Genomic DNA, 25,373 nt, shown 5'->3' on the forward strand with positions numbered 1-25,373 from the left:
GTGCATCATGCGCCCTTCAACGGTGATTTCGGGCGGCCTGTTGCTGACAGCGTGCCTGCTGGCAACGGGTGCCTCCGCCCAGACCGGCGGCAGCGAAGGGCTTAGCCCGACGCTGTCAGCCATCAAGAGCAGTCACACCGTGCGGCTCGGCTATCGCGAAAGCTCGCCGCCGTTCTCCTTCCTCGACCAGGCCAACCGGCCGATCGGCTACAGCCTCGAACTCTGCGAAGCTATCGTCGAGGAGATCGGCGTCGAGGTCGACGATCCCAATCTGAAGATCGGCTACGTCAAGGTCACCTCGGACGACCGCATCGACGCCGTGCTCCAGAACAAGATCGACCTGGAATGCGGCTCGACCACGGCCAATGCGGAGCGCGGCAAGCGCGTCGCCTTCTCGCCGCTGATGTTCGTCGCCGGTACCAAGCTGATGGTGCCGAAGGCATCAAGCGTCCAGTCGTTGACCGATCTGAAGGGCAAGACCATCGTGGTGACGAAGGGCACCACCAACGAGCAGGCGATCCAGGCGGCCGACAAGAAGTCCGCGTTGGGACTGACCATCGTTGTCGGTGCCGATCACGAACAGTCGTACCAGATGCTCGTCGACGGCAAGGCCGATGCCTTCGCGACCGACGATATCCTGCTGTCCGGCCTGATCGTGCGCCACAAGGCGCAGGACAGGTTCCGCGTCACCGGCGATTATTTGTCCTACGACCCCTACGGCATCATGTTCCGCAAGGGCGAACCGCAACTGACGGTCGTGGTCGATCGCACCTTCCGCAAGCTGGGGTCCAACCACGACCTCGTCCCGCTCTACAACAAATGGTTCACCGCCAGGCTTCCGACCGGCGAACGGCTGAACGTGCCGATCTCGCTGCAACTGGAGGAAGCCTTCAAGGCGATGGACGATTCCGCGAGCGCGAATAATTAGGGCATGTGCGACGAGCGCCGTGTCCCGCGAATGGAGAGAACCCCTCATCCGGCGCTTCGCGCCACCTTCTCCCACAACAAGGGGAGAAGGATTACAGCGCGCGGGGGCGCTCAGCGTTCGTCGCCAAACACCCGATCCAGCGCCGCATCATACGTCGCCTGCACCAACTCCGGATGCAGCTTCGCCAGCGCCTCCATCATCACGCCGGAATTGATCTCGAGCACGATCCACGCGCCATCGACACGGACCACGTCGATCGACGCGAAGCGGATGCCGATCGCGTTGGCTGCGTCGATGGCAAGTTTTCCGCAGGCCGCGCGGACCTCGCCATTCTGCGCCAGCACGGGCTTTGCGCCGGCATCGAGATTGTGCCGCCAATCCGAGCCACGCTGCTTGCTGTAGATCACACGGGGCACATCATCCAGCAGCACCACACGGACCTCCTCCTCGATCTCGACGTAGGGTGAGATCACGAGCCCGGCGCTCATCGAAAAAATCTCGCCAACCGCGTGGTCGAGCTCCGCCTGCGTCGCCACCCTGAAGACGGATCGTCCCGACGTCCCCTCGTTCGGCTTCACCACCACGCCCTGCGAATTGTCGCGAAGCAGCCCAAGCATTGCCTCCTGCCAGCCGGCGCCAACAACATTCATGCCCAGCTTCGGATTGAGGAAGAGGTGATGCGGAATGCAGGGCACGCCCACAAGCGTCAGCGCCTCGGCGGTCGCCGATTTGTCGTTGGCGATGCGATGCGCAATCGCGCTGTTGAGGCCAACGTCGTAGCCGAAGGCGAAGTGGTGCTGCGCGCCCCGGCGCATCGCGAGCAGCCAGCCGCCGGCGCGGACATCGAGCGCGATGCCATGGTTCGCGCAATAGCGCCTGATCGCCTGGACGAAGATCCGCTCGCCGCTCGCCGCCATGTGTCGGTCGCCAGTTTCCGTCGTTCCTGTCGCCAAAAGCCGCAAAAATGCGGGAAACGGCGCCAATCCAGGGTGAAAGTCAGAGCTATTCTTAATGAAATTATCGCGAGCGCGACGGAAATTAAGTGCTGCAATGAGGCCTTGGAAGGAAAAGAAATTGCCCTTCGCGCGTGCCCGGCAGCAGATTCACTAATGATGCGGCCATTTCCGCTGCAAACGCCGGTTTGACCGGCATCAATTGCATCCGGAACGAGGTTGATTATTGGTCTCAATGGCGTAGATCACACACGAGAAATCCTCCGCCATGGCAATGGTGTCCGCTCCGCTTTCAGGGGCCGGGCAATGCTTTTGCCCTAAAACCGCAATTATTCGGAATATCGAAAAATCATGAGCGCGTTTTACCGAGAGAAAGTTCTTTCCGTCCAGCATTGGACCGACACCCTGTTCAGCTTTCGCGCCACCCGCGATTCCGGCTTCCGCTTCCAGAACGGCCAGTTCGCGATGATCGGCCTCGAAATTGAGGGCCGCCCGCTGCTGCGCGCCTACAGCATGGCGAGCGCCAATCACGAGGAGGAGCTCGAGTTCTTCTCGATCAAGGTCCAGGACGGCCCGCTGACGTCGCGTCTCCAGAAGATCAGGGAAGGCGACACCATCCTGGTCGGCCGCAAGGCGACCGGCACGCTGATCACCGACAACCTCATCCCCGGCAAGCGGCTGATGCTGCTCTCGACCGGCACGGGCCTGGCGCCCTTCGCCAGCCTGATCAAGGACCCCGAGGTCTACGACCAGTTCGACAGCATCGTGCTGGTGCATGGCTGCCGTCAGGTCTCCGAGCTCGCCTATGGCGAGAGGCTCGTCGCCAGCCTTCGCGAGGACGAACTGTTCGGGGAGTTGCTCGCGGACAAGCTCATCTACTACCCGACCGTGACCCGCGAGCCCTTCAAGAACCGCGGCCGCATCACCGATCTCATCAGCTCCGAGCAGATCTTCAACGACATCGGCCAGGGCCCGCTCGACATCGCGACCGACCGCGTCATGATGTGCGGCAGCCCGGGGATGCTCGAAGAGCTGAAAGTGATGTTCGAGGGCCGCGACTTCGTCGAGGGCTCCGGCAACAAGCCCGGCCATTTCGTGATCGAAAAGGCGTTCGTCGAGCGGTAGGCCCTTTCGGTGTCGTCCTGGCTTTCGTCAGGACGAAGGCTATGGGTAAAGCGCCTTGACCGGTTAATGGTCCGTCCTCCCCAGCACTTCTGCTGCACTGCAAAAGTCCGCCCATCGGGCTGATTGATTTGTCTCCCCCGAATTCGCTAGCCTGAAACAAGGGCCGCGTCATATCCGTATGACGGGCGCGGGCGTGTCGTATCGCCTCATGCTGGCGAGAGGATGGGAATCGTGGCCGACGACAACACAACGCAGGAATCGTCCAAGCACTTATCGCCCAAACGTCTGGCGCTGGCGGAAGAGGGGATCATGGAAACCCTGCTGCTGCCATTCTCCCCACGCTTCATCATCCTGACGATCTGCGCGGTGGTCACCGCGTTGCTGATCGGCATCGGCATCGCCGACCGCAAGATCTTCGACATCCTGCTGATCCCGATCCTGATCTTCGGCGCGTTGACGGCGCTTGGCGTCCGCGACCTGATGCAGAAGGGCCATGCGGTTCTGCGTAATTACCCGATCTCGGCGCATATCCGCTTCCTGCTCGAAGAGATTCGTCCGGAAATGCGGCAGTATTTCTTCGAGAGCGAGAAGGACGGCATGCCGTTCTCGCGCGACATCCGTGCGGTGGTCTATCAGCGCGCCAAGATGCAGCTCGACAAGCGTCCGTTCGGCACCCAGGAGGACGTCTACCGCGAGGGCTACGAGTGGATGCATCACTCGGTCTCGCCGAAGACGCATGCCGATGAGAAATTCCGCGTCACCATCGGCGGGCCGGATTGCGCGAAGCCCTATTCCGCTTCGGTGTTCAACATCTCGGCGATGAGTTTTGGCGCGCTCAGCCCGAACGCCGTGCGAGCGCTGAATGCCGGCGCCAGGAAGGGCGCCTTCGCGCATGACACCGGCGAGGGCGGCGTCAGTCCCTATCATCGCGAGATGGGCGGCGACATCATCTGGGAGATCGGCTCGGGTTATTTCGGCTGTCGCCATCTCGACGGCAGCTTCGATCCCGAGGCGTTCGCGCGCGTCGCGACCCAGGACCAGATCAAGATGGTCGAGCTCAAGATCAGCCAGGGCGCCAAGCCCGGCCATGGCGGCGTGCTGCCGGCGGCGAAGGTTTCGGAAGAGATTTCCAAGATCCGCGGCGTCGCGATGGGCGAGGATTGCATCTCGCCGGCTTCGCACCGCGCCTTCTCGACGCCAATAGGCATGATGCGGTTCATCGCCGAGATGCGCCGCCTCTCCGGCGGCAAGCCGACGGGATTCAAGCTCTGCATCGGCCATCCCTGGGAATTTCTGGCGATCTGCAAGGCCATGATCGAGACCGGCATCTATCCTGATTTCATCGTCGTCGACGGCAACGAGGGCGGCACCGGCGCGGCGCCGCTGGAGTTCATGGATCATCTGGGCATGCCGATGCGCGAAGGGATCAATTTCGTCCACAATGCGCTGATCGGCATCAATGCGCGCGACCGCATCAAGCTCGGCGCCTCCGGCAAGATCGCCACTGCGTTCGACATGGCGCGCGCCATGGCGATCGGTGCCGACTGGTGCAATTCGGCGCGCGGATTCATGTTCTCGCTCGGCTGCATCCAGTCGCTGAGCTGCCACACCGACCGCTGCCCGACCGGTGTCGCAACCCAGGATCCGACGCGTGCCCGCGCGCTCTATGTGCCGCTCAAGATCGACCGCGTGCACAACTACCACCATGCGACGCTGCACTCGCTGAGCGAGCTGATTGCCGCGGCCGGCCTTGAACATCCGCAGCAATTGCGCCCGATCCACTTCAGCCAGCGGACCTCGACGACCCAGGTGAAATCCTTCGCACAGCTCTACCCGTCGCTGCGCCCGGGTGAGTTGCTCGAAGGCACCGAAGACCCGCGCTTCCGGGACGCCTGGCAGATGGCGCGGACGGAGACGTTCCAGCCGGCGCAGTAGGCGCCGGTCCACCGCATGATACCGCCCCACGTCTGACCGCGCGTAAATTTCCCGGGAGCGAGGTTGCAGCTTAACGTCCGTGTCAGCTTCGGGTGTAAACTGGCTCCATGGACGAACGACGCGACAAGGCAAGGCATCGCGTGCTGAAGGCCGGGACGATCGAGTTCGGCGGCGGCGCGATCGACTGCACCGTCCGCAACCTGTCCGGTACCGGCGCCGCGCTCGACGTCTCCAGCCCCGTCGGCATCCCCGACCATTTCACCCTGTTCGTCCAGGTTGACGGCACGCATCTCGCCTGCACCGTGGTCTGGCGCAAGGAAAAGCGGATCGGCGTGAGGTTCGGGTGAGGGGTTCTCTCCGCGAGCGCTTCTCTTGTAATCGAGTTTCGCGGAGACAGGCAGCATCTTATCCTGTCTCGACTTCGCCGATCCGGCTCGCCAAAATCTTGTCGATCCGCCGCCCGTCGAGATCGATCACCTCGATGTGCCAGCCGCCGAGGTCGAAGGCGTCGCCGACATCAGGCAGCAGGTTGAACTGCTGCAGCACGAAGCCGGCGACCGTGTTGTAGCGGTGCGGCGGCAGTTCGATGCCGAGCAGCTCGCCGAACTCGTCGACCGGCATCCAGCCTGAGATCAGCAGTGAATCGTCCGCGCGCTTGACGTAGGCCGGTTCCGGCGGGCCTTCCTCGGAATGGAAGGCGCCGACGATCGATTCCAGAATGTCAGCCGTCGTCACGATGCCTTCGAAGGCGCCGTATTCGTCGTAGACGAGGCCAACATGCACCGGCGCAGCCTTCAGGATCGCGAGCACGTCGCGGGCATCCGCCGACGCGGGAATGCCCGGCGCCTCGCGAACCAGCGCGCGCAAATCCGGCGTGCGCTCGTTCATGTAGGCGACCAGCAGGTCCTTGGCCTGGAGCACGCCAATCGGCTTGTCACGGTCACCGTCGGACACGGGGAAGCGCGAATGCGGACTCTTCGCGATGGTCGCTTGAATGTTCTCCGGTGCATCGCGCAGGTCGATCTCGTTGACCTCCGTGCGCGGCGTCATGATTGCGCCGACCGGCCGGTCGCCAAGCCGCATCACGCCTGCGATCATTTCCTTTTCGCCCGATTCCAGCACGCCCGCGCTTTCGGCCTCGCTGACCAGATGATGGATCTCGTCCTCCGAGACCTTCTCCTCGGCCTTGCCGCCGCGGCCGAGTAGCGAGAGGATCAGCTTGCCGGAGAGATCGAGCAGGAAAACCAGCGGCAGCGAGACCCGCGCCAGAACGTGCATCGCGGGGGCGACCTTGACCGCGATGCTCTCGGGGTCGCGCAGCGCCACCTGCTTCGGCACCAGCTCGCCGACGATCAGGGTGGCGTAGGTGATGAGCGTGACCACGATGCCGACGCCGACGATGTCGGCAATCCCTGCGGACAAGCCGAGTTCGAGCAGCCATTGCGTCAGCCGCTGCCCGAGCGTCGCGCCCGAGAACGCGCCGGAGAGCACGCCGACCAGCGTGATGCCGATCTGCACCGTCGAGAGGAATTTGCCGGGATCGGCCGCGAGCGTCAGCGCCCGCTCGGCGCCGCGTACGCCCTTGGCGGCAAGTATGGACAGCCGTGCCGGGCGCGAGGAGACCACCGCCAGCTCGGACATGGAGAGCAAACCGTTGATGACGATCAGGACGACGACGATGGCGAGTTCGACGGAGAGCATTGACGTTCCGAGGTAATGGAGTGTGGCCAGACGGCGGCGCAAGCATTGATATAGGTATTCGGGGAAGAAATGCCGACGATTCTGTCGCATCCGGGCCGAGGGAACCTCTCGCGTCACTGAACGCTAGCGACGCCGGCACCCCGCGCAACTACGACCAACGACCATGTCGGCGAGCTCGCCAAGGCTGCCGGCCGGATCGGCGACGTGGTCGAGCTCATCAGCCAGATCGCGGGCCAGACCAATCTACTGGGACTCAACGCGACCATCGAGGCGGCGCGCGGCACCCAGCAGGTCTCCGCCAGCATCGTCGACGTGCAGCGCGGCGCGAGCCAGACCGGATCGGCCTCCTCCAACGTGCTTGCGTCAGCGAGGTCGCTGTCCGGCGAGAGCAGCCGCCTCAAGGTCGAGGTCGGAAAATTTCTCGACGCCATCCGCGCTGCATAGGAAACGCGTCGCGGGCAGCGCTCAGAACTCGCCGTGCAGCCGGCCCGAGAACACCGACACCGGCCCGCGATCGGCGTTGTAGGCGGGATTGACGATCAGCTGGTAGTCGGCGGTGAAGGTGAGATTCTTGTTCAGCGCGTAGGCGTAGTAGGTTTCGAGGATTCGTTCCCTGCGGTAGTTGAGCGCGCCGTCGCCGATGAGAACACCGAGGCCGCCGGCGGCCAGGAAGTCGCGATAATCCTGCGAGATGGCATTGACGGCGCCGCCGACGCCGATCACGTCATCGGGCCGGCCCCATTTCGTGCCCTTGATCGAAAGACCGCCGGACAGGCTGCGGTTGATATCGGTGAAGGCGAGCGTTTCGCTCTTGCCGTCATTCCAGCTCCAGCGGCCGAACAGCCCGACATCGTCCGTGATCGCCTGTTCGAGATTGACGACGTAGCCGACCTTGATGCGGCCGCGCCGGGTCTGGGCGATGTCGAGATTGAGCGCGGGATTGTCCAGCGTTTCGCGGAAGCTGCCCATATTGGCGCTGTCGAGCCAGCCCATGGTCCTGAGCTTGCCGGGTCGGCCGAACAGCGAGAAGCGCGTCTCGATCTCGACCACGTACTGGCCACGCTCCCCGGCCTTGGTGTCGAAATGATTTGAATTGGGCTCCGCCACCATCAGGAAATAACCGCCGCGCAGCGCCCATTGCTTCTGGTTGAACTCGGCGGTGACGCCGTAGGTGAGGCCGACCTTGTCGGCCGAATAGTCGAAGGCGCCCGGCGCCCACAGCGACCAGTTCATGAAGTCCTTGCGGGTGTCCTTGGCGTAGGCATTGCCGTCGAACACGTCGATCACCGCGAACTTGCCGGCCTGCACCGTGAGCCTGGAAACGTCGACCTTCTGCCCAAGCTGCAGCTGGCCGCTCGCGAGCTCTTCCTGCTCGCCGCCAAAGCCAAACGTCTGGCGCACGAACAGGCGCGAGGTGTTGTAATGCGGATAGGGAAAGTTCGACTTTTGCGCTTCGCCATTCGGAAAGCCCGCGGCGCCAACGGTGTCGTTCAATCCAAATCCCTGCAGCAGCTCGGGATTGTAATAGACCTCGCCACCGTCCCACAGCCGCGCGTTCAGGAACAGGCTGTTGCTCCACGTCGCCTTGGCCTGCGCCGACGGCGAGAGCGAGTTCGGCCCGGTGTAGAGAGCAGGGAACGACGGATAGCCTTGCGGCAGATAAGTGCTCTGGCCGTGAATCTCCCAGCGATCCGATTCAGTGTCGATCAGCGAACTGATCGCCGAACTCTTGGGGTTGTAGCTCGGCATGCCCGGCCAATCGACCTTGCGGTTGAGGCCGAGCCGGATCGACTGGAAATCGAGCGACGAGGAAGTGTACTGGGCGCCCGTGGAGAAGGCGACATTGGCGCTGTCGAAGCGGCTGTAGAGATATTCGACTCGCGCGCTCCAATGCGGCGCGAAGCCGTATTCGATGCCGGCACCGGCGATCCAGCCGGGCCGCGTGTTCAGGATTTTCGGGACGTCACCTGCGGCCGGCGTGTCGAAATAGCGCTCGCCCATCCATGCAAAGCCGCCGGTGGCATAGACCAGCCACGGACCACTGGTGTAGCCGAGGCGGCCGCGCAGGCTCGCGGTGTAGTCCCATTGCTGCGTGACGGTGTTGGCGGGTGTCGCCAGGAAGGAGACGATCGAGTTGGACGTGATGTAATTGGGAAACGAAAAATCGCCTTCGGCGCCCACCAGCCAGCCGGAGTTGAGCCGGTAATTGTAGCCGGCGTGCACGCCACCGATCATGCCGCTGAAGACGCCGCTGTCGTTGATCCCTGTGCCGTCGTTCAGCGCAAAGCGCGACGAACCCAGGCTATAGCCGGCGTGTGCACCGATATACAGGCCCGTCCAGTCGTAGACCGCCTTCAGCGCCGGCGCCTTCAGCGGCAGGTCGGCCGCGTTGCCGGTGGCGGGAAAAGCCAATACGCCCGAGGCAATCGCCGCGGCCGTCCGCAAGTACAGCTGTCGGTGACCCCTCAACGCCAAAACGCACGCCCCCAAACGCGAATGTGTCCCACCCGCCGCGATATCCCTGCCGATTCGCGGCGACCCTGTCATCAGGTCTTGGGTGCTCCCGCGATCGGACGAGATGATCTCGATCCGGCGCAGTTTCTTCCCAAGCCCCTGAGCTCGTTGCAAACCTTATTGCAATTAATTCGCAATAGCAACTGATGCGGATTGCCGCGGAGGATAGTTCGCACCTCGGTGTGACGGGACTGCAACAAATTCCCGAGGCCTGAAAACGGATGACCCCGCCCGGGGGGACATCCGGGCGGGGTCGGGGCACGACACGGGGTGGATGAGGCGCCCGTGTCGGACGCAGGATCCACGTGAGATCGGCCTCAGGTACTCAAATCAGTAGCAGCTACGAACGCGGCCAACGTACTGGCCGAAGGCGTTGTACTGGGCGACCCAGCCGCAGCGGTGATAGCCGTAATAGGGATCGTTGCTGGCGGCGATCGCGGTGCCGACGACGGCGGCGGTAGCGATACCCAGGCCGACACCGACGCCCCAGCCGAGCGGCTTGGCTTGCGCCTGCGAGGTGGTGGCCACGACGCTGCCGGTCAGGGTGAGCGCGGCGAAGGCAACTGCGAAAATCTTGGTCTTGATCGACATTTGAAACTCCATCCGGGTTGAGGCGGTCCGTTGTGGCCCGCGTGCCCAGTTGGACGGAGGCTCCTCGAATCCGGTTCGAAGGCCGCGAATTCAGTCGCGCAGTTCGAATCCTTCCTGAATGATTACAATGAGATACGAGCTAGCCGAGGGGGCCTTTGGCGAGCCTGTTCACGTCGAAGTTATCGACCTCGGCAAGCAGTTCGCAAAAGGCGCGGGCGCCCTGGTCGATCAGCTGCTCGCCCTTCGCGGCCACGGCCAGCGTCGCATTACCGACGGCACCGCTCGGGTGGAGATCCTGCGCCTGCCAGGCGAAGGGCGCGGGCCGCTGCGTCGACAGCCAGCGATATTGCTTCTCCAACGCGATGCTGCTCGCGGGGAAATCCGCGATTGCATCGGCGCGCACCTGATCGGGATAGCGCGCCAGCATGATCGAGGTCTCCACCGCGCCGCCATGAATGCCGTGGCGCACTTCGTCGGCCGGGAACAGCTTGTCCGCGGCTGACAGCCGCGACCACGACGTCGTCACCACCAGCAGCTTGTGATGCGCGCGAAGATCCTGAGCAATCAGCATCATCGCGGCGCTGTTGCCGCCGTGGCTGGTGATGATGACGAGCTTCTTCAATCCGCGCCGCGCGACGTCCTCGCCGATTCCTGTCCATCTCTTCAGCGCGATTTCGGTCGGCAGCGTCTGCGTGCCCGGATAGTCGATATGCTCGGTGGAAATCCCGACCGGCTCAACAGGCAGGAAAATCGCCGGAATGTTCGCGGGCAACAGCTCGTGCATGCGCGCGAGATAGGCGTCCGCAATCAGCACGTCGGTTGTGAGCGGCAGGTGCGGGCCGTGCTGCTCGGTCGCCGCCAGCGGCAGCACTGCGATCCAGCGCGACACGTCGGTGAGGCCAGCTTCGGACCAGCGGATATCGGTCCAGTCGCGGGAGGGCGTCATCAAGGTTTCTTTGGAGGTTTCTTTGCCCAAATTTGTCACGTAGTTTGGGGTTATGGAGGGGACGCGGACTCGGCCGGCTTGCGTCCCCGATTGCCTTGTTATCATGGGCCGGAACGATCGACGGAGTCCAATCATGCGTCTCATCCATCTCTGGCGAGCGTTAACGGGGGCCTTGGTGGCCGCATCTCTCGCGGCCCTGCCCGTGCGTGCCGAAACGCTCGACAAGGTCACCTTCGGCACCAATTGGGTTGCCGAGGCCGAGCATGGCGGCTTTTTCCAGGCCGTCGCCGACGGCACCTACGAGAAATACGGCCTCGACGTCACCATCGTCCCCGGCGGGCCCAACGAGAACAACCGGATGCTGCTGATCGCCGGCAAGATCGATTTCTTCATGGCCGCGAACACGCTGATGTCGTTCGACGCGGTCGCCAACAACGTCCCGGTCGTCACCATCGCCGCGGTGTTCCAGAAGGATCCGCAGGTGATGCTGACGCAGCCCGACGCCAAGGTCGCCAAGATCGAGGACCTCAAGCCGCTGACGCTGTTCGTCTCCAAGGAGGGCATGACCAGCTATTTCCAGTGGCTGAAGTCCGAATACGGTTTCAGCGAGAAGAACGTTCGCCCCTATAATTTCAATCCGCAGCCCTTCATCGCCAATCCCAAGAGCGCGATGCAGGGTTACGTCACCTCCGAGCCCTTCGCGGTCGAGAAGGCGGCCGGCTTCAAGCCCAATGTGCTGCTGCTCGCCGATTACGGCTTCAACACCTATTCGACCCTGATCGAGACCCGCCGCGACGTGGTCGAGAAGAAGCCCGACCTGGTGCAGCGCTTCGTCGACGCCTCCATGGTCGGCTGGTACAATTACATCTACCGCGACAATTCCGCGGGCAACGCCATGATCAAGAAGCTCAATCCGGAGATGACCGACGAACTGCTCGCCTATTCCGTCGCCAAGATGAAGGAATACGGCATCGTCGATTCCGGCGAGTCGCTGAAGAACGGCATCGGCGCGATGAGCGACGATCGCTACACCTCCTTCTTCAACAAGATGGTGAAGGCGGGTGTCGTGAAGCCGGACCTCGACTTCCGCAAATCCTATACGCTGCGCTTCGTCAACAAGGGCGTCGGCGTCGAGCTGCGCCCCAGCAAGCCGTAGCGCAAGGTCGATGTCGTCAGTCAAAACTACGGCGGGGGTCGAGACCGGCCTGACGGCCCTCGCCGTCAGCCTGCGCGGCGTGACGAAGGCCTATGACAACGGCGTGATGGCGCTCGGCCCGCTCGATCTTGCGGTACGCAAGGGCGAGTTCATCTCGCTGCTGGGACCGTCCGGTTGCGGCAAATCCACCGCGCTGCGGCTGATCGCGGAGCTCAGCGCGCCGTCGTCCGGGGTCGTGCGGTTGGCGCGTCAGGAGAGCAAGGCGCAGCCGGGCCATGTTCAGCCAGGTCATTTTCAGCCAGGTCACGGCATCGGCTTCGTGTTTCAGGAGCCGACCCTGATGCCCTGGACCAGCGTGCGCGAGAACGTGCGGCTGCCGCTGAGGCTCGCAGGCGTGCCGAAGGCGGACGCGCGCGCGCGCGCCGACGAGGCGCTGGCGAGCGTCGGGCTTGTTGATTTCGCCGAAGCCTTTCCGCGCGAACTCTCCGGCGGCATGAAGATGCGGGTGTCGCTGGCGCGTGCGCTCGTCACCGACCCTGATATCCTCCTGATGGATGAACCGTTCGCGGCGCTCGACGAAATCACGCGCTTCCGCCTCAACAACGATTTGCTTGCGCTGTGGCGCAGGCTCGGCAAGACCGTCATCTTCGTGACCCATTCAGTGTTCGAATCTGTCTATCTGTCGCAGCGCGTGGTGGTCATGTCGGCGCGGCCGGGCCGCATCCAGGCCGACATCCGCATCGAGACGGTCGAGCCGCGCGGCGAGGGGTTTCGCACCTCGGCTGCCTATTCCGATTATTGCCGGACCGTGTCGGCCGCGCTGGCGCCATCCTATTCAGGGCAGTCGACGCTATGAATGCGCAAGCGACCGTCGCGGCAAAGCCGTCCGGCGCAAAACGCGCGTTGCGTTTCGTGCTGCCCGTCATCGTATTCGCGGCGGGACTCCTCGCCTGGGAACTCGTGGTCCGCATCAAGGACATCCCGCCTTACGTGCTGCCGGCGCCCTCGGTCATTTTTTTGACGCTGATCAAGGACTGGGCGGTGCTGTCACAATCGCTCGCCGCAACGTTGCTGACCACGCTTGAAGGTTTTGTGGCAGCCAGCATCGGCGGCATCGCGATGGCGCTGCTGTTCAACCAGTCCAAATGGGTGGAAGCTTCACTGTTCCCCTATGCCGTAGTGCTTCAGGTCACGCCGGTCATCGCGATTGCGCCACTGCTGCTGATCTATCTGGAGCAGCAGACCGCGGTCGTGGTCTGCGCCTTCATCGTCGCCTTTTTCCCGGTGCTGTCGAACACCACGCTTGGGCTCAATTCGGTCGATCGCAACCTCGCCGGCCTGTTCCAGCTCTATGGCGCTTCGCCACAGCAGACCCTGCGCTTTCTCAAGCTGCCAGCGGCGCTGCCCTATATTCTCGGCGGCCTGCGCATTGCCGGCGGCCTGTCGCTGATCGGGGCGGTCGTGGCCGAGATCGCGGCAGGAACGGCCGGCGCCGGCTCCGGGCTCGCCTACAGGATCGCCGAATCCGGCTACCGGTTGAACATACCCCGCATGTTCGCAGCGCTGCTGTTGCTGTCGCTGGCCGGGATTGTCATCTATGGGGTGCTGGCGCTAGTTTCGCACCTCGTTTTACGGCGCTGGCATGAGAGCGCGCTTGGAAAGGACAACTGATGACCACCGGTTCGATTTCGTCCGAAAAGATCGACCTTCTGATTTATGGGCCGGTCCGGCCGATCCTCGAGAACGGGTTTTCCGATCATTTCGTCGTGCACAAGGCGGAGACGCGGGGCGATCTCGAGCGGCTGACGCCGGCGACCCGCGAAAAGATCCGCGGCGTGGCGGTGACCTATCACACCGTGCGCGCCGACAAGGATTCGCTGTCGCAATTGCCCAAGATCGAGATGGTGGCGAGCTTCGGCGTCGGCTACGACCACATCGACTCCAAATACGCCGCCGAGCACAACATCATCGTCACCAACACGCCCGACGTGCTGACCGAGGAGGTCGCCGACGTCGCCATGGGCCTTCTGATCTCCACCGTGCGTGAGTTCATCAAGGCCGACCGTTATGTGCGCTCCGGCCTCTGGCAGACCCAGAACTATCCGCTCAGCGTCGGCTCGCTGCGCGACCGCAAGGTCGGCATCGTCGGCATGGGCCGGATCGGACAGGCGATCGCGCGCCGGCTCGATGCCTCGCTGGTGCCGGTGGTCTATCACACCCGCAATCCGTCCAAGGACGTCTCCTACAAGCACTACCCTGACCTGATCGAGATGGCGAAGGCGGTGGACACGCTGATGGTGATCGTGCCCGGTGGCGCCAGCACCAACAAGATGATCAACGCCGAGGTATTGAAGGCGCTCGGCCCGCGCGGTGTGCTGGTCAACGTCGCGCGCGGCTCCGTGATCGACGAACCGGCGCTGGTCCAGGCGCTCAAGTCCGGCACCATTCTGGCGGCCGGTCTCGACGTGTTCGCGGCCGAACCCACCGTGCCGGACGAGCTCAAGACCATGCAGAACGTCGTGCTGTTGCCGCATATCGGCTCGGCCTCGGTGGTGACGCGCAACGCGATGGATCAGCTCGTGGTCGACAACCTCAAGTCCTGGTTCGCCGGCAAGGCGCCGTTGACGCCGGTTGCGGAGACGCCGTTCAAGGGACGCTGATGAACGCGCTTCGCCTCGCTTCGTGGGTGGTGGCGGCGCTTGTCGCCGCCTCGACGCTCGCGCAGGCGCAGGATACGACGACCCTGAAGAAGGAAATGGTCGGGCAGTGGGAGCTCTCGACCACCGAGCGCAGCAAGACCTGCGTGGTCACGATGAAGGGCGAGGCAGCCGGGCAGGGTTTCAAGCTCGAGCTGGAGCCGGCCTGCAAGGCCGCGCTGCCCTTCACCAAGGGCATCGTCGCCTGGAGCGTCAGGGGCCTCGACATCGTCCGTATGCAGGATGCGAGCGGTGAAGCCGTGATCGACTTCACCGAGGTCGAGGCCGGTATCTTCGAGGGCCTGCGGCAAGGCGAGGGCGTTTACATCCTGCAAGACCTCGCCGCCGCCCGCTCGATGGCGAAGTCGATGGACCAGATGATCGGCGACTGGTCGATGGTGCGGAGCAACGGCCAGCCGGTCTGCGCGCTGACGCTGACCAACACGGAAGCCGGGCCCGACAATTTCCAGGTCTTCCTCAAGCCGAAATGCGACGCGGCCATCGCGCAGTTCAACCCCACGCAATGGCGGCTCGAGCGCGGTCAGATCATTTTGATGTCGAAGGCCGGCGACGCCTGGCAGTTCGAGGCCGACGACAACGCGCAATGGCGGCGCGTTCCCGATACCGCCGATCCCCTGATCATGCTGCGTCAGTAGGCGCCGCGAAATGCGACCTCATCCTGAGGGCCCGCCACAGGCGGGCATCTCGAAGGATGGCCGCAGGTTACGTCGTCGCCTTCGGTGGCGGCGCGGTGCCTTGGGCCCACTTCTCCAGCTTGCCGAGCACGCCCCAGGCCGTGAGTGCCAGGGAGATCGGCATCGCGAACTGGCCGAGGCCAGGCACGGCGGACACGATCGTCCCGAGCAGTCCGGCAATACCGCCCGCGTTGGGGCTCGCCGTCACCGAAGAGAGCAGCGCCGTGATCAGCGAGCCGCCGATGCCGAGCGCAGTCTTCTTGCCGTCGAGCATCTTGCCGATGGTGTCGCCGAGCGCGCCGTTGACCTGGCCGAGGACGGGCTTGCCGTCCTTGTTGAGCAAGGTACTGAGCAGGTCGACCACCTGCTTCAACTGATTGACGGGAGCGGGGCTGGTCGGGGTGACTGGTGCTGGCATGGGAGCTGTCTTGTTGACGAGGGAAAGGAGCCGTTCGAACAGGCTGATCGGATCGTTGGTGGCGGGCAGCGTGTTGCCCGATGTCGTTGTTCCCGGCGTCACGCCGCCGGCCGGTGGCCGCAGCAATTGTGCGAGGTCCTCAAGCCGCTTCATGATCTGGGACACATCGCCGGTCGGTCCGGTGGGGCCCGACTGCGCCGTGCGCGTGAGGGCGGCGATCGTGGCGCCGTCGAGAAGTCCGGTATCCCTCAGGCCGTTCCGCTGCTGAAACTGCGAGACCGCGGTCTTCGTCTTCGGTCCACTGATGCCGTCCTCGTCGAGCGGCGGATTGGCGCCGAGCTTGTTGAGCGCCTGCTGCATGAGAACGATCGTCGATGCCGAGTCGTCCTCCGGTTCCACGCGGCTCGCGAATTGCGGGTTGCCGTCGAGCGTGATCGAGGAATCGAGCGACATCATCGCATGCAGGATCACGGCGGTGCCGAGCTGGGAATCGACGTGGTTCGAATCGAACACATGGTCGCGGACGAACTTGCCGGCCCTTGCCTCGGGCGGGCCATACAATGTCGAACCACCATAAAGATAGGGTGAATTGCAGCCCTTGGCGTGATAGCCGAAGCCGTTGAACGCCTCGAGCCGGAACAGAATCCGCGCGATACCCCAGTCGTGAGCGCCGACGAAATTTTCGATTCTGAATGCATCCACGGCGCCGTCCACGAACGTGGCAAACGGACCGCGCCCTTTCGGAACGACGGTCGTGGCGCGATGAAGCGTTTCGCCGTTGCCGAGATAGGTGTCGAAATCGAAATTGGACTCGCGGTAATGACAGAGGGCAGCGAAATACCAGGGGACGCCGGTCAACCGCTCGACCTGCTGATAGGTCGCCTTGCCGTTGATGGCCTTGCGTGCGACCCCGTTCGCGTCGGAGAGGCGTGGAGGCCGGATCTCGAGATTGGCCCAATTCCGCTCGTATTCGCTTTTCAAACTCTCGAATGAGACCATTTTCCGCTCCTGCAATGAATGAATTATCGCAACTCCGTGTCAGTCCAAGTGAACCAGGTGCCGTGATCAGGGCGTGACGGCAGCGTGATCTCCCAAATCTGGCAGGCCGCCGGCGCGGCGCGTGTGAACTGGGTTACAGCCTCGCCGGGAAAATGAGCGGCGGGACCGGGATCGAGGCGGTCGCCCCCGAGGGAACCGGCAGGGACCCTCCTCCGTTAGCGACGCGAGGCAGTCCCGCAAGGATTCCTGCATGACCAAGCGCGTCCTCGCGATCGGCATCGAACCCGGCAATGCGGACTACAGCGCATTCCCGCTGCTCACACCGGAACTCGTGCGCGACTACATCGATGCGCAGCTGCTGCGCCTGCGTGATCTCGGTTACGAGGTCACGAGCTGCCTGATCGATCTCGATGCCGCGGCGGAAGCCGGCGTCACGGCGGCGCTGCGCGACGAGAGCTTCGACTGCATCGTGATCGGCGCGGGCCTGCGCGAGCCGAAGGAGCGTCTGCTGCTGTTCGAGAAGGTGCTCAACCTCGTCCACCGCCTGGCGCCTGACGCCGCGATCTGTTTCAACACCACGCCCGCCGACACCGCCGAGGCCGTGCAGCGCTGGGTCGATGCTTGAGATGAATCGGCAAGCCCGTGCATCGCAGGCGGCATCATTAAAGCCGCCGTCGCGCTACGCCTCCGGCGCCACCGCATGACGTGATGAGGCGCGGCGTCGGCAATTTGTCTGGCCCGAATCCGCTTCCGGCGCTATGACTCGCCTGACCACAGGGGAGGGCGAGCATGCTTCGAGGTCTTCGTATTGGAAGTTTCGCAATCGCGGCATGTCTGACGGTCGCGATGGCGATGCCGGTCCACGAGGCGGCGGCGCAGGACGCAATTGGCGGTGCCATCCTCGGCGGCGTCGGTGGAGCGATCGTGGGTGGCGCGCTCGGCGGGGGCCGTGGAGCCGCCATCGGCGCCGTCGTCGGTGCCGGCACGGGCGCTGCGATCGCCTCCGAGGGCGAACGCCGCCGCTCCGGCTACTACGCCTATCAGCGCGGGTGCTACATGCAGCGCCGGGACGGTTCCTACGTCCCGGTCGATCCCCGATACTGCTACTGAGATCGAGACGAGCTGTCGCGCCTCAGCTTTTCGCCGCTGACTCCGGCATGATCTGGAGCAGCGGCTCCGGCCGGATCGAGACCTGGCCGGCGAACGGCCGGTCGTGCGCCGCGATCAAGAGAACCGAGGTCGCGACGCCGGTCGCGAACAGGCCCATCGCGATCGCCGATCCCAGCCGGTTGTCGCAATGGACAAGGCCGATCACCAGCAGCGCGCAGGCCGCCTGGAGATACAGGCACCACCATTTGACCGAATTCACCGCGGCGAGGCTGACGATGATCCGCTGCCGCCGCGCATCCAGCGCCTGCTGGAGCGCGCTGATGATCTCGTGCTGCACGGTCTCCTGATTCCGGCCCTGCGGCGCCATCGCGACGACGAGCTGCAAGGCTTCGGCGAGCGCGGGCGGCGTCACCTTCAGCGACGCCTCCTGATGCGCCATCATCGGCCATTCCACCGTGACGGCCTGCTCGACATAGTCGCGCACCAGGCCGCGCAGCCTTGTCTCCTGCTCTGCCGGCAGGCCGGCGGCGAGCAGCACAGCGCTTCGCAGCGCGCTGGCCTCACGGCTCACCGCGGCGCCGGCGCGGTCGCTGTCGCCCCAGACCTGCGCCGCGGTAAAGGCGACGAACAGGCCGAAGATGATGCCGAGCACCGGCAGCATGCCCGGTGAGATCGCCTTCAGCGATTTCGCGCGCTCCCCCGTTGCGACAAGCGCGACGGCCGCGAAGATGGCCATCGCCACCAGATAGGTGAAACCGAAGACCACCAGCGCCATCCAGGGCAGTGGCAGATTGTGCAGCCAATCGCTCATGCTGTCCTTGTCATGTGATTCGATAGCCTAGATCAACCGCAGCCCACGCAGGCTGGCATGGCCGCCTCGGCCCACGATGATGTGGTCGTGCACGGAGATGCCGAGCGGCTTTGCGATGTCGATGATCGCTTTCGTCATCTGGATGTCCGCCTGCGAGGGCGTCGGATCGCCTGAGGGGTGGTTGTGCACGAGGATCAGCGCGGTCGCGGACAATTCCAGCGCGCGCTTGATCACCTCGCGCGGATAGACCGGGGTGTGGTCGACGGTGCCGGTCTGCTGCACCTCGTCGGCGATGAGCTGGTTGCGCTTGTCGAGGAACAGCAGGCGGAATTGCTCCTTGTCGGCAAACGCCATGCTGGTGCGGCAATAGTCGATCACCTCGTTCCAGGACGACAGCGCGTTGCGGTTGTTGACCTCGCCCTTGGCGACGCGGTGCGATGCCGCCGCGATCAGCTTGAGCTGGTGGATCGCGGGCTCGCCGACGCCGTCAACCTCGCGCAGGCGCGCCACCGGGGCATGGACGACTTCGGCGAACGAGCCGAATGTCTTGATGAGCGTCTTCGCCAGCGGCTTGGTGTCGCGCCGCGGCAGCGCCGGAAACAGCGCCATCTCCAGCAGCTCGTAGTCGCTGAGCGCATCCGCACCGGCGCTGTAGAAGCGCTCGCGCAGCCGCTCGCGATGGCCGAGATAGTGCGGCGCTTCCTCCGGCTTGCTCTTGTCGTGGTCTGACTTGGCGGGCATCGGCCGCCAGCATTGCCGCGGACCAGCGCTTTTGCAACCGTCAATTGCGGGACGGCGCGCAGGCCCTGGCATCTGGCTTTGAAGATGGTGACTCAGCCCGCCGGTCTCCTGGCGCCGTGCGCTGGTGCGGGCACCGTGACCGCCACCACACCGGCGAGAATGAACAGCATTCCGGCAAGACTGGACCAGGTAAATTGCTCGCCGAGCCATGCGGTACCGAGCGCCACCGCGAAACCGGCGCGCAGATAGCTTCCGCTTGTCGTGCCGAGCGGACCGAGCGTGTGGATCAGCCGGAAATAGATCACCATCGCGAAAGCCGTGCAGACCACCGCGAGCGCGATCACCGCCGCGATCGCCTGCGCCGGCGGCGGCGGCAGTGTCCACGGCTGTTCGAGAGCGGCGGCGATCGGGAGCATGAGAAGCGCCGCGCAACTCATGGCTCCGGCCGCCGTGACGATCGCGGGACGGCCCGAGAAGCGCTGCCCCCATATCGGTGCGAGCGCATAGCAGAGGCTCGCGCACAGTACCGCTGCCTGGCCCAGCGGAACGGCCGTGCCGATCCCCGCAAACGCATCGGTACCTATGGTCACGGCGACGCCCGCGAGACCGAGACCGACGCCGATGATCTTCTGGCCGTTGACGGTCAGCCGCCCGCGCATGGTCATCATCGCGATCGCGAGCACAAACATCGGCGGGGTTGCATTGAGTACGCCGGCGAGACCGCTTGCGATATGTGCCTCGCCCCAGCTGATCAGGGTGAAGGGCAGCGCACTTTGCAGTAGCCCTTGCACGAAGAGGGCCGCCCAGTCCGATCCTCGGCGGGGAAGGGCGTGTCCCTGCGCGAGAGCGATCAGGATCAGGATAATGGCCGCGATCGTCACCCGCGCGGCGACCATCGTGAAGGGCGGAATCGTCTGGATCGCGACCTTGATCAGCGTGAACGAGCTGCCCCAGATCAGCGAGAGCAGCAGCAGGAGCCCGATCTCCAGCGCGAGAGTGGTCTTGCTTCGCGTCGTTTGTTGCCCTTGCATGCTCATGCGATTTGCTCCTGAAGCGATCGACACCATGATCCGGAGCGCCGGGAGAGGCTGGCTGAATTCGGACCTCATCGCCCGATCGAGTCCGATTTCAGCTACTCGGCGTGCAGCGCGGGCATTATTATCGCGCAATGGCGACAGGCTCGGCGCATCGGCAAACGCTGCCACCGCATCTCGACTGGGAAACCTGCGATCGGGCTCGGCTGGCCCGTGCGCGCGCTTTCGACGGACTGTTCTTCTCCGGTGTCCGCTCGACGCGCATCTATTGCCGGCCGGTCTGTCCGGTTCGTCCTGCTCGCTCCGAGAACGTCACCTTCTATGCGACAGCTGCCGCCGCCGAGCGGGCCGGTTTTCGCCCGTGCCTCCGCTGCCGGCCGGAAACGGCGCCGGGGTCGCCGGCCTGGATGGGAACGGCGAGCACCGTGGCGCGCGGGATGCGTCTGATCCATGACGGTTTTCTGGATGAGGCGTCAATGACGGAGCTCGCAGAAGCCCTTGGCGTCGGGCCGCGCCACCTGCTTCGCCTGTTCATGCGCCACGCCGGGGCGAGCCCGAGCGAGATCGCAGCGACGCGGCGGGTGCAGGAAGCCAAGCGCTTGATCGACCAGACCAGCATGACATTGGCGGAGATCGCCTTCGCCGCAGGTTTCGGCAGCGTTCGCAGATTCAACGATGCCTTTGCCGCGACCTACAAGCGGCGGCCGTCGTCGTTCCGCCGGCCGCGATAGGCGCGCGTCGGCGCTTGCGCCGCCATCACCCGATCTGCTTTTCGCCGTGCCGCTCCGATAGCGTGAAGATCTCGACGCCGGTGGCGGTGACGCCGACGGAGTGCTCGAACTGCGCCGACAGCGAGCGATCGCGGGTGACGGCGGTCCAGCCGTCGGACAGGATCTTCACATGCGGCTTGCCGAGATTGATCATCGGCTCGATGGTGAAGAACATGCCCGGCTTGAGCTGCACGCCTTCGCCCGGCCGGCCGATATGGATGATGTTCGGCTCGTCGTGGAACATGCGCCCGAGGCCATGACCGCAGAAATCGCGCACCACGCTCATGGCCTGCGGCTCGACGAAGCTCTGGATGGCGTGGCCGATGTCGCCGGTGGTGGCGCCGGGCTTCACCGCGGCGATACCCCGCATCATCGCCTCATACGTCACTTCGATCAGCCGTTCGGCCTTGCGCGCGATCGGGCCGCACGCATACATGCGGCTGGAATCGCCATACCAGCCGTCGACGATGAAGGTGACGTCGATGTTGACGATGTCGCCCTCTTTCAACGGACGGTCGCCGGGCATGCCGTGGCAGACCACGTGGTTGAGCGAGGTGCAGGTCGAGTAGCGGTAGCCGCGATACATCAGCGTCGCCGGATAGGCATTGTTGCTGAAGGCGAAGTCGCGGACGAACTGGTCGATGCGCTCGGTCGGCACGCCGGGCCCGACGATGTCGGTGAGCTCGTCGAGGCACTTCGCCACCAGCGCTCCCGCCTTGCGCATGCCGGCAAAGGCGCTCGGTCCGTGCAGCTTGATCTGTCCGGTCTTGCGCAGGGAGGTATCGGAAGCTTCGACGTAACTCATGCGGGCGCTATCTTCTGGGGTGGGCTCGATATCGGCGGAAAGGCTTGATTTCACGCTCCAATTTAATGATTGCGAGCCTTCATGCAAGTCAGACGTGCCTGCCTTGCGCCCGTAAGCGGGCCTAATTCGGGACTTCTACGGTGGTTTCCACCGGCAGGGCGCCGCCGCGGATGCGGATTTCGCGGACGGGATAGGGAACCCGGATGCCCTCGCGCTTGAAGGCGTCCCACAGTGACAGCATCACGTCGCTCTTGACGTTGTCCATGCCGTCGGGGTCGGCGATCCAGAAGGTCAGCGAGAACTTCATCCCGGCTTCCGCGAACTCGGTCAGGATAGAATTCGGCGGCTTGCCCTTCTGCGCGCGGGGATGAGCGGCAGCGGTCTCGGCGGCGAGCTTGCAGACCAGCCGCGGGTCGGCGTCGTAATTGGTGCCGAAGGAGATCTTCACCAGCGTGTTCTTGTCGGTGTAGGTCCAGTTGACGACCTTCTGCGTCACCAGATCCTCGTTGGGGACCAGGAATTCGCGGCCGTCGCCGGCGGCGACGGAAATATAGCGCGTCTTCATCGCGCTGATCCGCCCCGTGTTGTCGCCGATGGTGACGAGGTCGCCGGGCTTCACCGATTTGTCGGCGAGCAGGATGATCCCCGAGATGAAATTGGCCACGATCTTCTGCAGGCCGATACCGATGCCGACGCCGACCGCGCCGGAGAACACCGCGAGCGCGGAGAGGTCGATGCCGACCGCGCCGAGCGCAATGACAATTGCGATGGCCAGAAGTCCGATGCGGATGATCTTGATCAGCAGCACCTGCACCGACGGGGTCAAATCGGTGGTCGAATTGATCCGGCTCTCGGCGAAATTGCTGGCGATATTGGTGGCCCAGAGCGCGATGAGCAGCAGCGCGCCGGCCTTGATCACCAGCAGCGGCGTCAGCCGCAGGCCGCCGAGCACGATGGCGAAGGAATCCAGCAAATCCACCGTCGCATCGAGCTGGCCGAGGATGGAGAGCGCGGCGACAAACCAAGCCGTGATCGACACCAGCTTGACGATGAAGGCGTTGCGCAGCATCGAGGTCAGCAGCCGGATCGCGAGCCAGGCCAGCCCGAGCTTGGCGGCGACCATCAGCAGATAGCTGCGGCTCGGCCACGTCGCGTGATACATCACCACGCGGGAGATGATCACCAGCAGGGTGAACACCGCCGTCGAGGCGCTGCTCACCATGACGCGGGCGAAGTGCCGGAGCGGCAGCGGCCAGTGCATCGCCAGCGATGTCATGTCGACGCGGTGGCGAACCCCGGCTTCCGCGGCATAGGCGATGCCGGCCGCAGCCAGGATCAGGCCGAATTGCAGGTAGAACCAGGGTGAGGAGATCTCCGCCCCGACGCTGCGTGGGGTGGTCTGCACGAACTCCATGAAGTCTTTGAGGTCCATGTCCATCGGTCTCGTCGGGAAGCGGGCGGGAGGATTTGATTCGAGGGCGCCGCAGAATCCCACAAAGGGAGCGGCCGGGCCACCGATACACCGCTAAGTGAAGTGCGTTAAGGCCGCAAAATACGGGCAGATTGCCGCGAGCGGGAGAAAATGGGTTGGCGCGGGAGTCCGCCGACGATAAGGATGCCATTCCAGCGAATTCGTACCCGGAAGGTGGATGGCCTCCCTCGACTCTGTCAGCCTCGCCATATTGCTCGGCGCCGTCCTGGTGTTGGCCGGCATCCTGTCGAGCCTGCTTGCACTGCGCTTCGGCGCGCCCTTGCTGCTCGTCTTTCTTGCCATCGGCATGCTCGCGGGCGATTCCGGCCCCGGCCAGCTTCAGTTCGACGACGTCCGCACCACCTATCTGGTCGGCTCGGTGGCGCTTGCCCTGATCCTGTTCGACGGCGGCCTGAAGACGCGCTTTGCCAGCATCCGCACCGTGCTCGCGCCATCCGTGGTGCTCGCCACCGTCGGCGTGCTTCTGACTGCGCTGATCACGGCGCCGTTCGCCAAATACGCACTCGATCTCAACTGGACGGAGTCGCTGCTGGTCGGCGCCGTGGTGGCCTCGACTGATGCCGCCGCTGTGTTCCTGCTGGTGCATACCCAGGGCCTGCGCCTGCGCCCGCGTGTCGGCGCGACGCTGGAAGTGGAATCCGGCACCAACGATCCCTTCGCGATCTTCCTCACCTTGATGCTGGTCGAATACATCTCCCTCGGAACGGGCACGGCCGGGCATGTGATGATGGAGTTCTTGCTGGAGGCGGTGCTGGGCGCCGTCGTCGGCTTCCTCGGCGGACGTCTGGTCGTCGTCGCGCTCAACCAGGTGGCGCTGCCGCAGGGCCTGCATGCGCCGTTTGTCACGACTGCGGCGCTCGTCATCTTCGGTGGCTCGCAGATCATGCATGCCTCGGGTTTTCTCGCGGTCTATCTCGCCGGCATCATCATCGGCAACCGGCCGACCCGTGCGCATAATTCGGTGGTGGCGTTCCTGGATGCTGCGACCTGGCTGGCGCAGATCGTGATGTTCGTGCTGCTCGGCCTGCTGGTCTCGCCGAGCCGGCTTGGCGCCAGCGTGCTGCCGGCGGTCGGGATCGCCTTCGTGCTGATGCTGGTGGCGCGGCCGATCGCGGTGTTCGTGTGCCTGGCGCCGTTCCGCTTCAACTGGCGCGAGAAGATCTTCATCGCCTGGACCGGCCTGCGCGGTGCGGTCGCGATCTTCCTGGCCTCGATCCCGATGCTGGTCGGGCTGACGAAAGCATATCTCTATTTCGACGTCGCCTTTGTTGTCGTCATCATCTCGCTGCTGCTGCAAGGCTGGACGCTGGCGCCGGCCGCGCGCAAGCTTCATGTCGCGCTGCCGCGCGCCGAGCGCGGCCCGCGCCGCGTCGAGCTCGATCTGCCCGGCCAGCTCGAGCAGCAACTCGTCGGCTATCCGGTGCGGCCCAAGAGCCTGTATTTCCGCCGCGGCCTGATCCCGTCCTGGTCCAAGCCGACGCTGGTGATCCGCAACGAGAACATTCTGACGCCGGTTGAAGCCGAGCCGATCGCGCCGGGCGACTACATCTATCTGCTGGCGCCGCCGGAAAAGGCCGAGTCGCTCGACCGCTTCTTCGTCGACATGCAGCCGAGCTCGGCACCCGATCCGCATCTGCTCGGCGACTTCATGGTCTCCGGCGAGCATACGCTCGCCGAGCTCGCGGAGATCTACGGGGTGAAGGCCGGCGAAGACGAGAGCAAGCTGACTTTGGCCGATTATTTCGACGTCCATCTCGACCGCGCGCCGAAAGAGGGCGCCGAGCTTGCGCTGGATCCGATCGTGCTCGTCGCGCGCTCCATCTCCGGCGGCCGAGTCAACGTCGTTGGCCTGCGCCTGCCGGAAGACGAGGAAGCGCCCGCGCCGCTGACGCGCAGGCAAGCGCTGCGCCGCAAGCTAGCGGAGCTGTGGACCTCGGTGGCGGGGGTCTAGTC

24 protein-coding genes and 1 pseudogene are annotated in these 25,373 nt (G+C 64.4%); 14 read left to right on the forward strand and 11 right to left on the reverse strand.

Features of this window, described 5'->3' with window-relative positions; translation table 11 throughout:
• The first annotated feature begins 7 nt into the window (after window positions 1–7).
• Window positions 8–928, forward strand: coding sequence for an amino acid ABC transporter substrate-binding protein (locus ABIB06_RS21235; RefSeq protein WP_247348623.1), 921 nt, complete (start codon window positions 8–10; stop codon window positions 926–928).
• A gap of 110 nt (window positions 929–1,038) precedes the next feature.
• On the opposite strand, the gene ABIB06_RS21240 is transcribed toward ABIB06_RS21235, so the two are convergent.
• Entirely contained in the window at window positions 1,039–1,845 is an 807-nt protein-coding gene (locus tag ABIB06_RS21240) for an ATP-grasp domain-containing protein (RefSeq protein ID WP_354050246.1), read from the reverse strand.
• A 387-nt stretch (window positions 1,846–2,232) separates the two neighbouring features.
• Between ABIB06_RS21240 and ABIB06_RS21245 the strand changes: the two genes are divergently transcribed.
• The 3 genes from ABIB06_RS21245 to ABIB06_RS21255 all read left to right on the forward strand — a co-directional run bounded on the left by ABIB06_RS21245 (window position 2,233) and on the right by ABIB06_RS21255 (window position 5,288).
• Window positions 2,233–3,006, forward strand: coding sequence for a ferredoxin--NADP reductase (locus ABIB06_RS21245; protein WP_247348627.1), 774 nt, complete (start codon window positions 2,233–2,235; stop codon window positions 3,004–3,006).
• Between the two features lie 222 nt (window positions 3,007–3,228).
• Window positions 3,229–4,941 carry an FMN-binding glutamate synthase family protein gene (locus ABIB06_RS21250; RefSeq protein ID WP_247348629.1) on the forward strand — a complete coding sequence of 571 codons (1,713 nt, stop codon included), beginning with the start codon at window positions 3,229–3,231 and terminating at the stop codon, window positions 4,939–4,941.
• Between the two features lie 107 nt (window positions 4,942–5,048).
• Window positions 5,049–5,288 carry a PilZ domain-containing protein gene (locus ABIB06_RS21255; RefSeq protein ID WP_247348631.1) on the forward strand — a complete coding sequence of 80 codons (240 nt, stop codon included), beginning with the start codon at window positions 5,049–5,051 and terminating at the stop codon, window positions 5,286–5,288.
• A gap of 58 nt (window positions 5,289–5,346) precedes the next feature.
• On the opposite strand, the gene ABIB06_RS21260 is transcribed toward ABIB06_RS21255, so the two are convergent.
• Window positions 5,347–6,642 carry a hemolysin family protein gene (locus ABIB06_RS21260; RefSeq protein WP_247348633.1) on the reverse strand — a complete coding sequence of 432 codons (1,296 nt, stop codon included), beginning with the start codon at window positions 6,640–6,642 and terminating at the stop codon, window positions 5,347–5,349.
• Window positions 6,643–6,783: 141 nt separating this feature from the next.
• On the opposite strand from ABIB06_RS21260, the pseudogene ABIB06_RS21265 reads away from it, so the two are divergent.
• Window positions 6,784–7,086 (forward strand): annotated as a pseudogene (locus ABIB06_RS21265) (methyl-accepting chemotaxis protein); the annotation flags it as partial.
• A 21-nt stretch (window positions 7,087–7,107) separates the two neighbouring features.
• Here the strand turns inward: ABIB06_RS21265 and ABIB06_RS21270 are convergent.
• The 3 genes from ABIB06_RS21270 to ABIB06_RS21280 all read right to left on the reverse strand — a co-directional run bounded on the left by ABIB06_RS21270 (window position 7,108) and on the right by ABIB06_RS21280 (window position 10,693).
• Complete coding sequence (locus ABIB06_RS21270; RefSeq protein ID WP_354050248.1) at window positions 7,108–9,087, reverse strand: carbohydrate porin; 1,980 nt, start codon at window positions 9,085–9,087, stop codon at window positions 7,108–7,110.
• Between the two features lie 399 nt (window positions 9,088–9,486).
• Complete coding sequence (locus ABIB06_RS21275; protein ID WP_354050249.1) at window positions 9,487–9,747, reverse strand: hypothetical protein; 261 nt, start codon at window positions 9,745–9,747, stop codon at window positions 9,487–9,489.
• A 139-nt stretch (window positions 9,748–9,886) separates the two neighbouring features.
• Entirely contained in the window at window positions 9,887–10,693 is an 807-nt protein-coding gene (locus ABIB06_RS21280; RefSeq protein WP_247348638.1) for a creatininase family protein, read from the reverse strand.
• Between the two features lie 133 nt (window positions 10,694–10,826).
• On the opposite strand from ABIB06_RS21280, the gene ABIB06_RS21285 reads away from it, so the two are divergent.
• From ABIB06_RS21285 to ABIB06_RS21305, 5 genes are read left to right on the forward strand one after another with little or no spacing between them, the layout of a single operon-like run.
• Window positions 10,827–11,849: an ABC transporter substrate-binding protein gene (locus ABIB06_RS21285; RefSeq protein ID WP_247348640.1), complete on the forward strand. Its 1,023-nt coding sequence runs from the start codon at window positions 10,827–10,829 to the stop codon at window positions 11,847–11,849.
• Window positions 11,850–11,859: 10 nt separating this feature from the next.
• Window positions 11,860–12,705, forward strand: a complete 846-nt coding sequence (locus tag ABIB06_RS21290) for an ABC transporter ATP-binding protein (RefSeq protein ID WP_247348643.1) — start codon at window positions 11,860–11,862, stop codon at window positions 12,703–12,705.
• A complete protein-coding gene (locus ABIB06_RS21295; RefSeq protein ID WP_247348645.1) occupies window positions 12,702–13,520 on the forward strand; it encodes an ABC transporter permease in 819 nt (272 codons plus the stop codon). Before ABIB06_RS21290 ends, ABIB06_RS21295 begins: the two co-directional genes overlap by 4 nt.
• Entirely contained in the window at window positions 13,520–14,509 is a 990-nt protein-coding gene (locus ABIB06_RS21300) for a 2-hydroxyacid dehydrogenase (protein ID WP_354050251.1), read from the forward strand. Before ABIB06_RS21295 ends, ABIB06_RS21300 begins: the two co-directional genes overlap by 1 nt.
• Complete coding sequence (locus ABIB06_RS21305; RefSeq protein ID WP_354050253.1) at window positions 14,509–15,201, forward strand: AprI/Inh family metalloprotease inhibitor; 693 nt, start codon at window positions 14,509–14,511, stop codon at window positions 15,199–15,201. The genes ABIB06_RS21300 and ABIB06_RS21305 overlap by 1 nt, the downstream gene beginning before the upstream one ends.
• A 67-nt stretch (window positions 15,202–15,268) precedes the next feature.
• Here the strand turns inward: ABIB06_RS21305 and ABIB06_RS21310 are convergent, their stop codons facing one another.
• Complete coding sequence (locus tag ABIB06_RS21310) at window positions 15,269–16,657, reverse strand: peptidoglycan-binding protein (RefSeq protein WP_354050255.1); 1,389 nt, start codon at window positions 16,655–16,657, stop codon at window positions 15,269–15,271.
• Window positions 16,658–16,907: 250 nt separating this feature from the next.
• Here ABIB06_RS21310 and ABIB06_RS21315 point away from each other — a divergent pair, with 250 nt between their 5' ends.
• Window positions 16,908–17,282, forward strand: a complete 375-nt coding sequence (locus ABIB06_RS21315; RefSeq protein ID WP_354050257.1) for a hypothetical protein — start codon at window positions 16,908–16,910, stop codon at window positions 17,280–17,282.
• Window positions 17,283–17,446: 164 nt separating this feature from the next.
• Complete coding sequence (locus ABIB06_RS21320) at window positions 17,447–17,767, forward strand: YMGG-like glycine zipper-containing protein (RefSeq protein WP_247348654.1); 321 nt, start codon at window positions 17,447–17,449, stop codon at window positions 17,765–17,767.
• Window positions 17,768–17,789: 22 nt separating this feature from the next.
• Here the strand turns inward: ABIB06_RS21320 and ABIB06_RS21325 are convergent, their stop codons facing one another.
• The 3 genes from ABIB06_RS21325 to ABIB06_RS21335 form a co-directional block, all read right to left on the reverse strand.
• Complete coding sequence (locus ABIB06_RS21325) at window positions 17,790–18,578, reverse strand: bestrophin-like domain (protein ID WP_247348657.1); 789 nt, start codon at window positions 18,576–18,578, stop codon at window positions 17,790–17,792.
• Between the two features lie 27 nt (window positions 18,579–18,605).
• Window positions 18,606–19,319: a RadC family protein gene (gene radC, locus ABIB06_RS21330; protein ID WP_354050259.1), complete on the reverse strand. Its 714-nt coding sequence runs from the start codon at window positions 19,317–19,319 to the stop codon at window positions 18,606–18,608.
• Between the two features lie 92 nt (window positions 19,320–19,411).
• A complete protein-coding gene (locus tag ABIB06_RS21335) occupies window positions 19,412–20,356 on the reverse strand; it encodes a DMT family transporter (protein WP_354050261.1) in 945 nt (314 codons plus the stop codon).
• Window positions 20,357–20,487: 131 nt separating this feature from the next.
• Between ABIB06_RS21335 and ABIB06_RS21340 the strand changes: the two genes are divergently transcribed.
• Window positions 20,488–21,084: a bifunctional transcriptional activator/DNA repair enzyme AdaA gene (locus tag ABIB06_RS21340; protein WP_247445392.1), complete on the forward strand. Its 597-nt coding sequence runs from the start codon at window positions 20,488–20,490 to the stop codon at window positions 21,082–21,084.
• Window positions 21,085–21,109: 25 nt separating this feature from the next.
• Here ABIB06_RS21340 and map read toward each other — a convergent pair whose 3' ends face one another.
• Window positions 21,110–21,928, reverse strand: a complete 819-nt coding sequence (gene map, locus ABIB06_RS21345) for a type I methionyl aminopeptidase (RefSeq protein WP_354050262.1) — start codon at window positions 21,926–21,928, stop codon at window positions 21,110–21,112.
• 121 nt (window positions 21,929–22,049) lie between these two features.
• On the reverse strand, window positions 22,050–23,366 hold the full coding sequence (locus ABIB06_RS21350; RefSeq protein WP_354050264.1) for a mechanosensitive ion channel family protein: 1,317 nt from the start codon (window positions 23,364–23,366) through the stop codon (window positions 22,050–22,052).
• Window positions 23,367–23,577: 211 nt separating this feature from the next.
• Here ABIB06_RS21350 and ABIB06_RS21355 point away from each other — a divergent pair, with 211 nt between their 5' ends.
• A complete protein-coding gene (locus tag ABIB06_RS21355; protein ID WP_247348664.1) occupies window positions 23,578–25,371 on the forward strand; it encodes a potassium/proton antiporter in 1,794 nt (597 codons plus the stop codon).
• Window positions 25,372–25,373: the final 2 nt, after the last annotated feature.

It is taken from the genome of Bradyrhizobium sp. LB8.2, assembly GCF_040548035.1.
GTDB lineage: Bacteria > Pseudomonadota > Alphaproteobacteria > Rhizobiales > Xanthobacteraceae > Bradyrhizobium.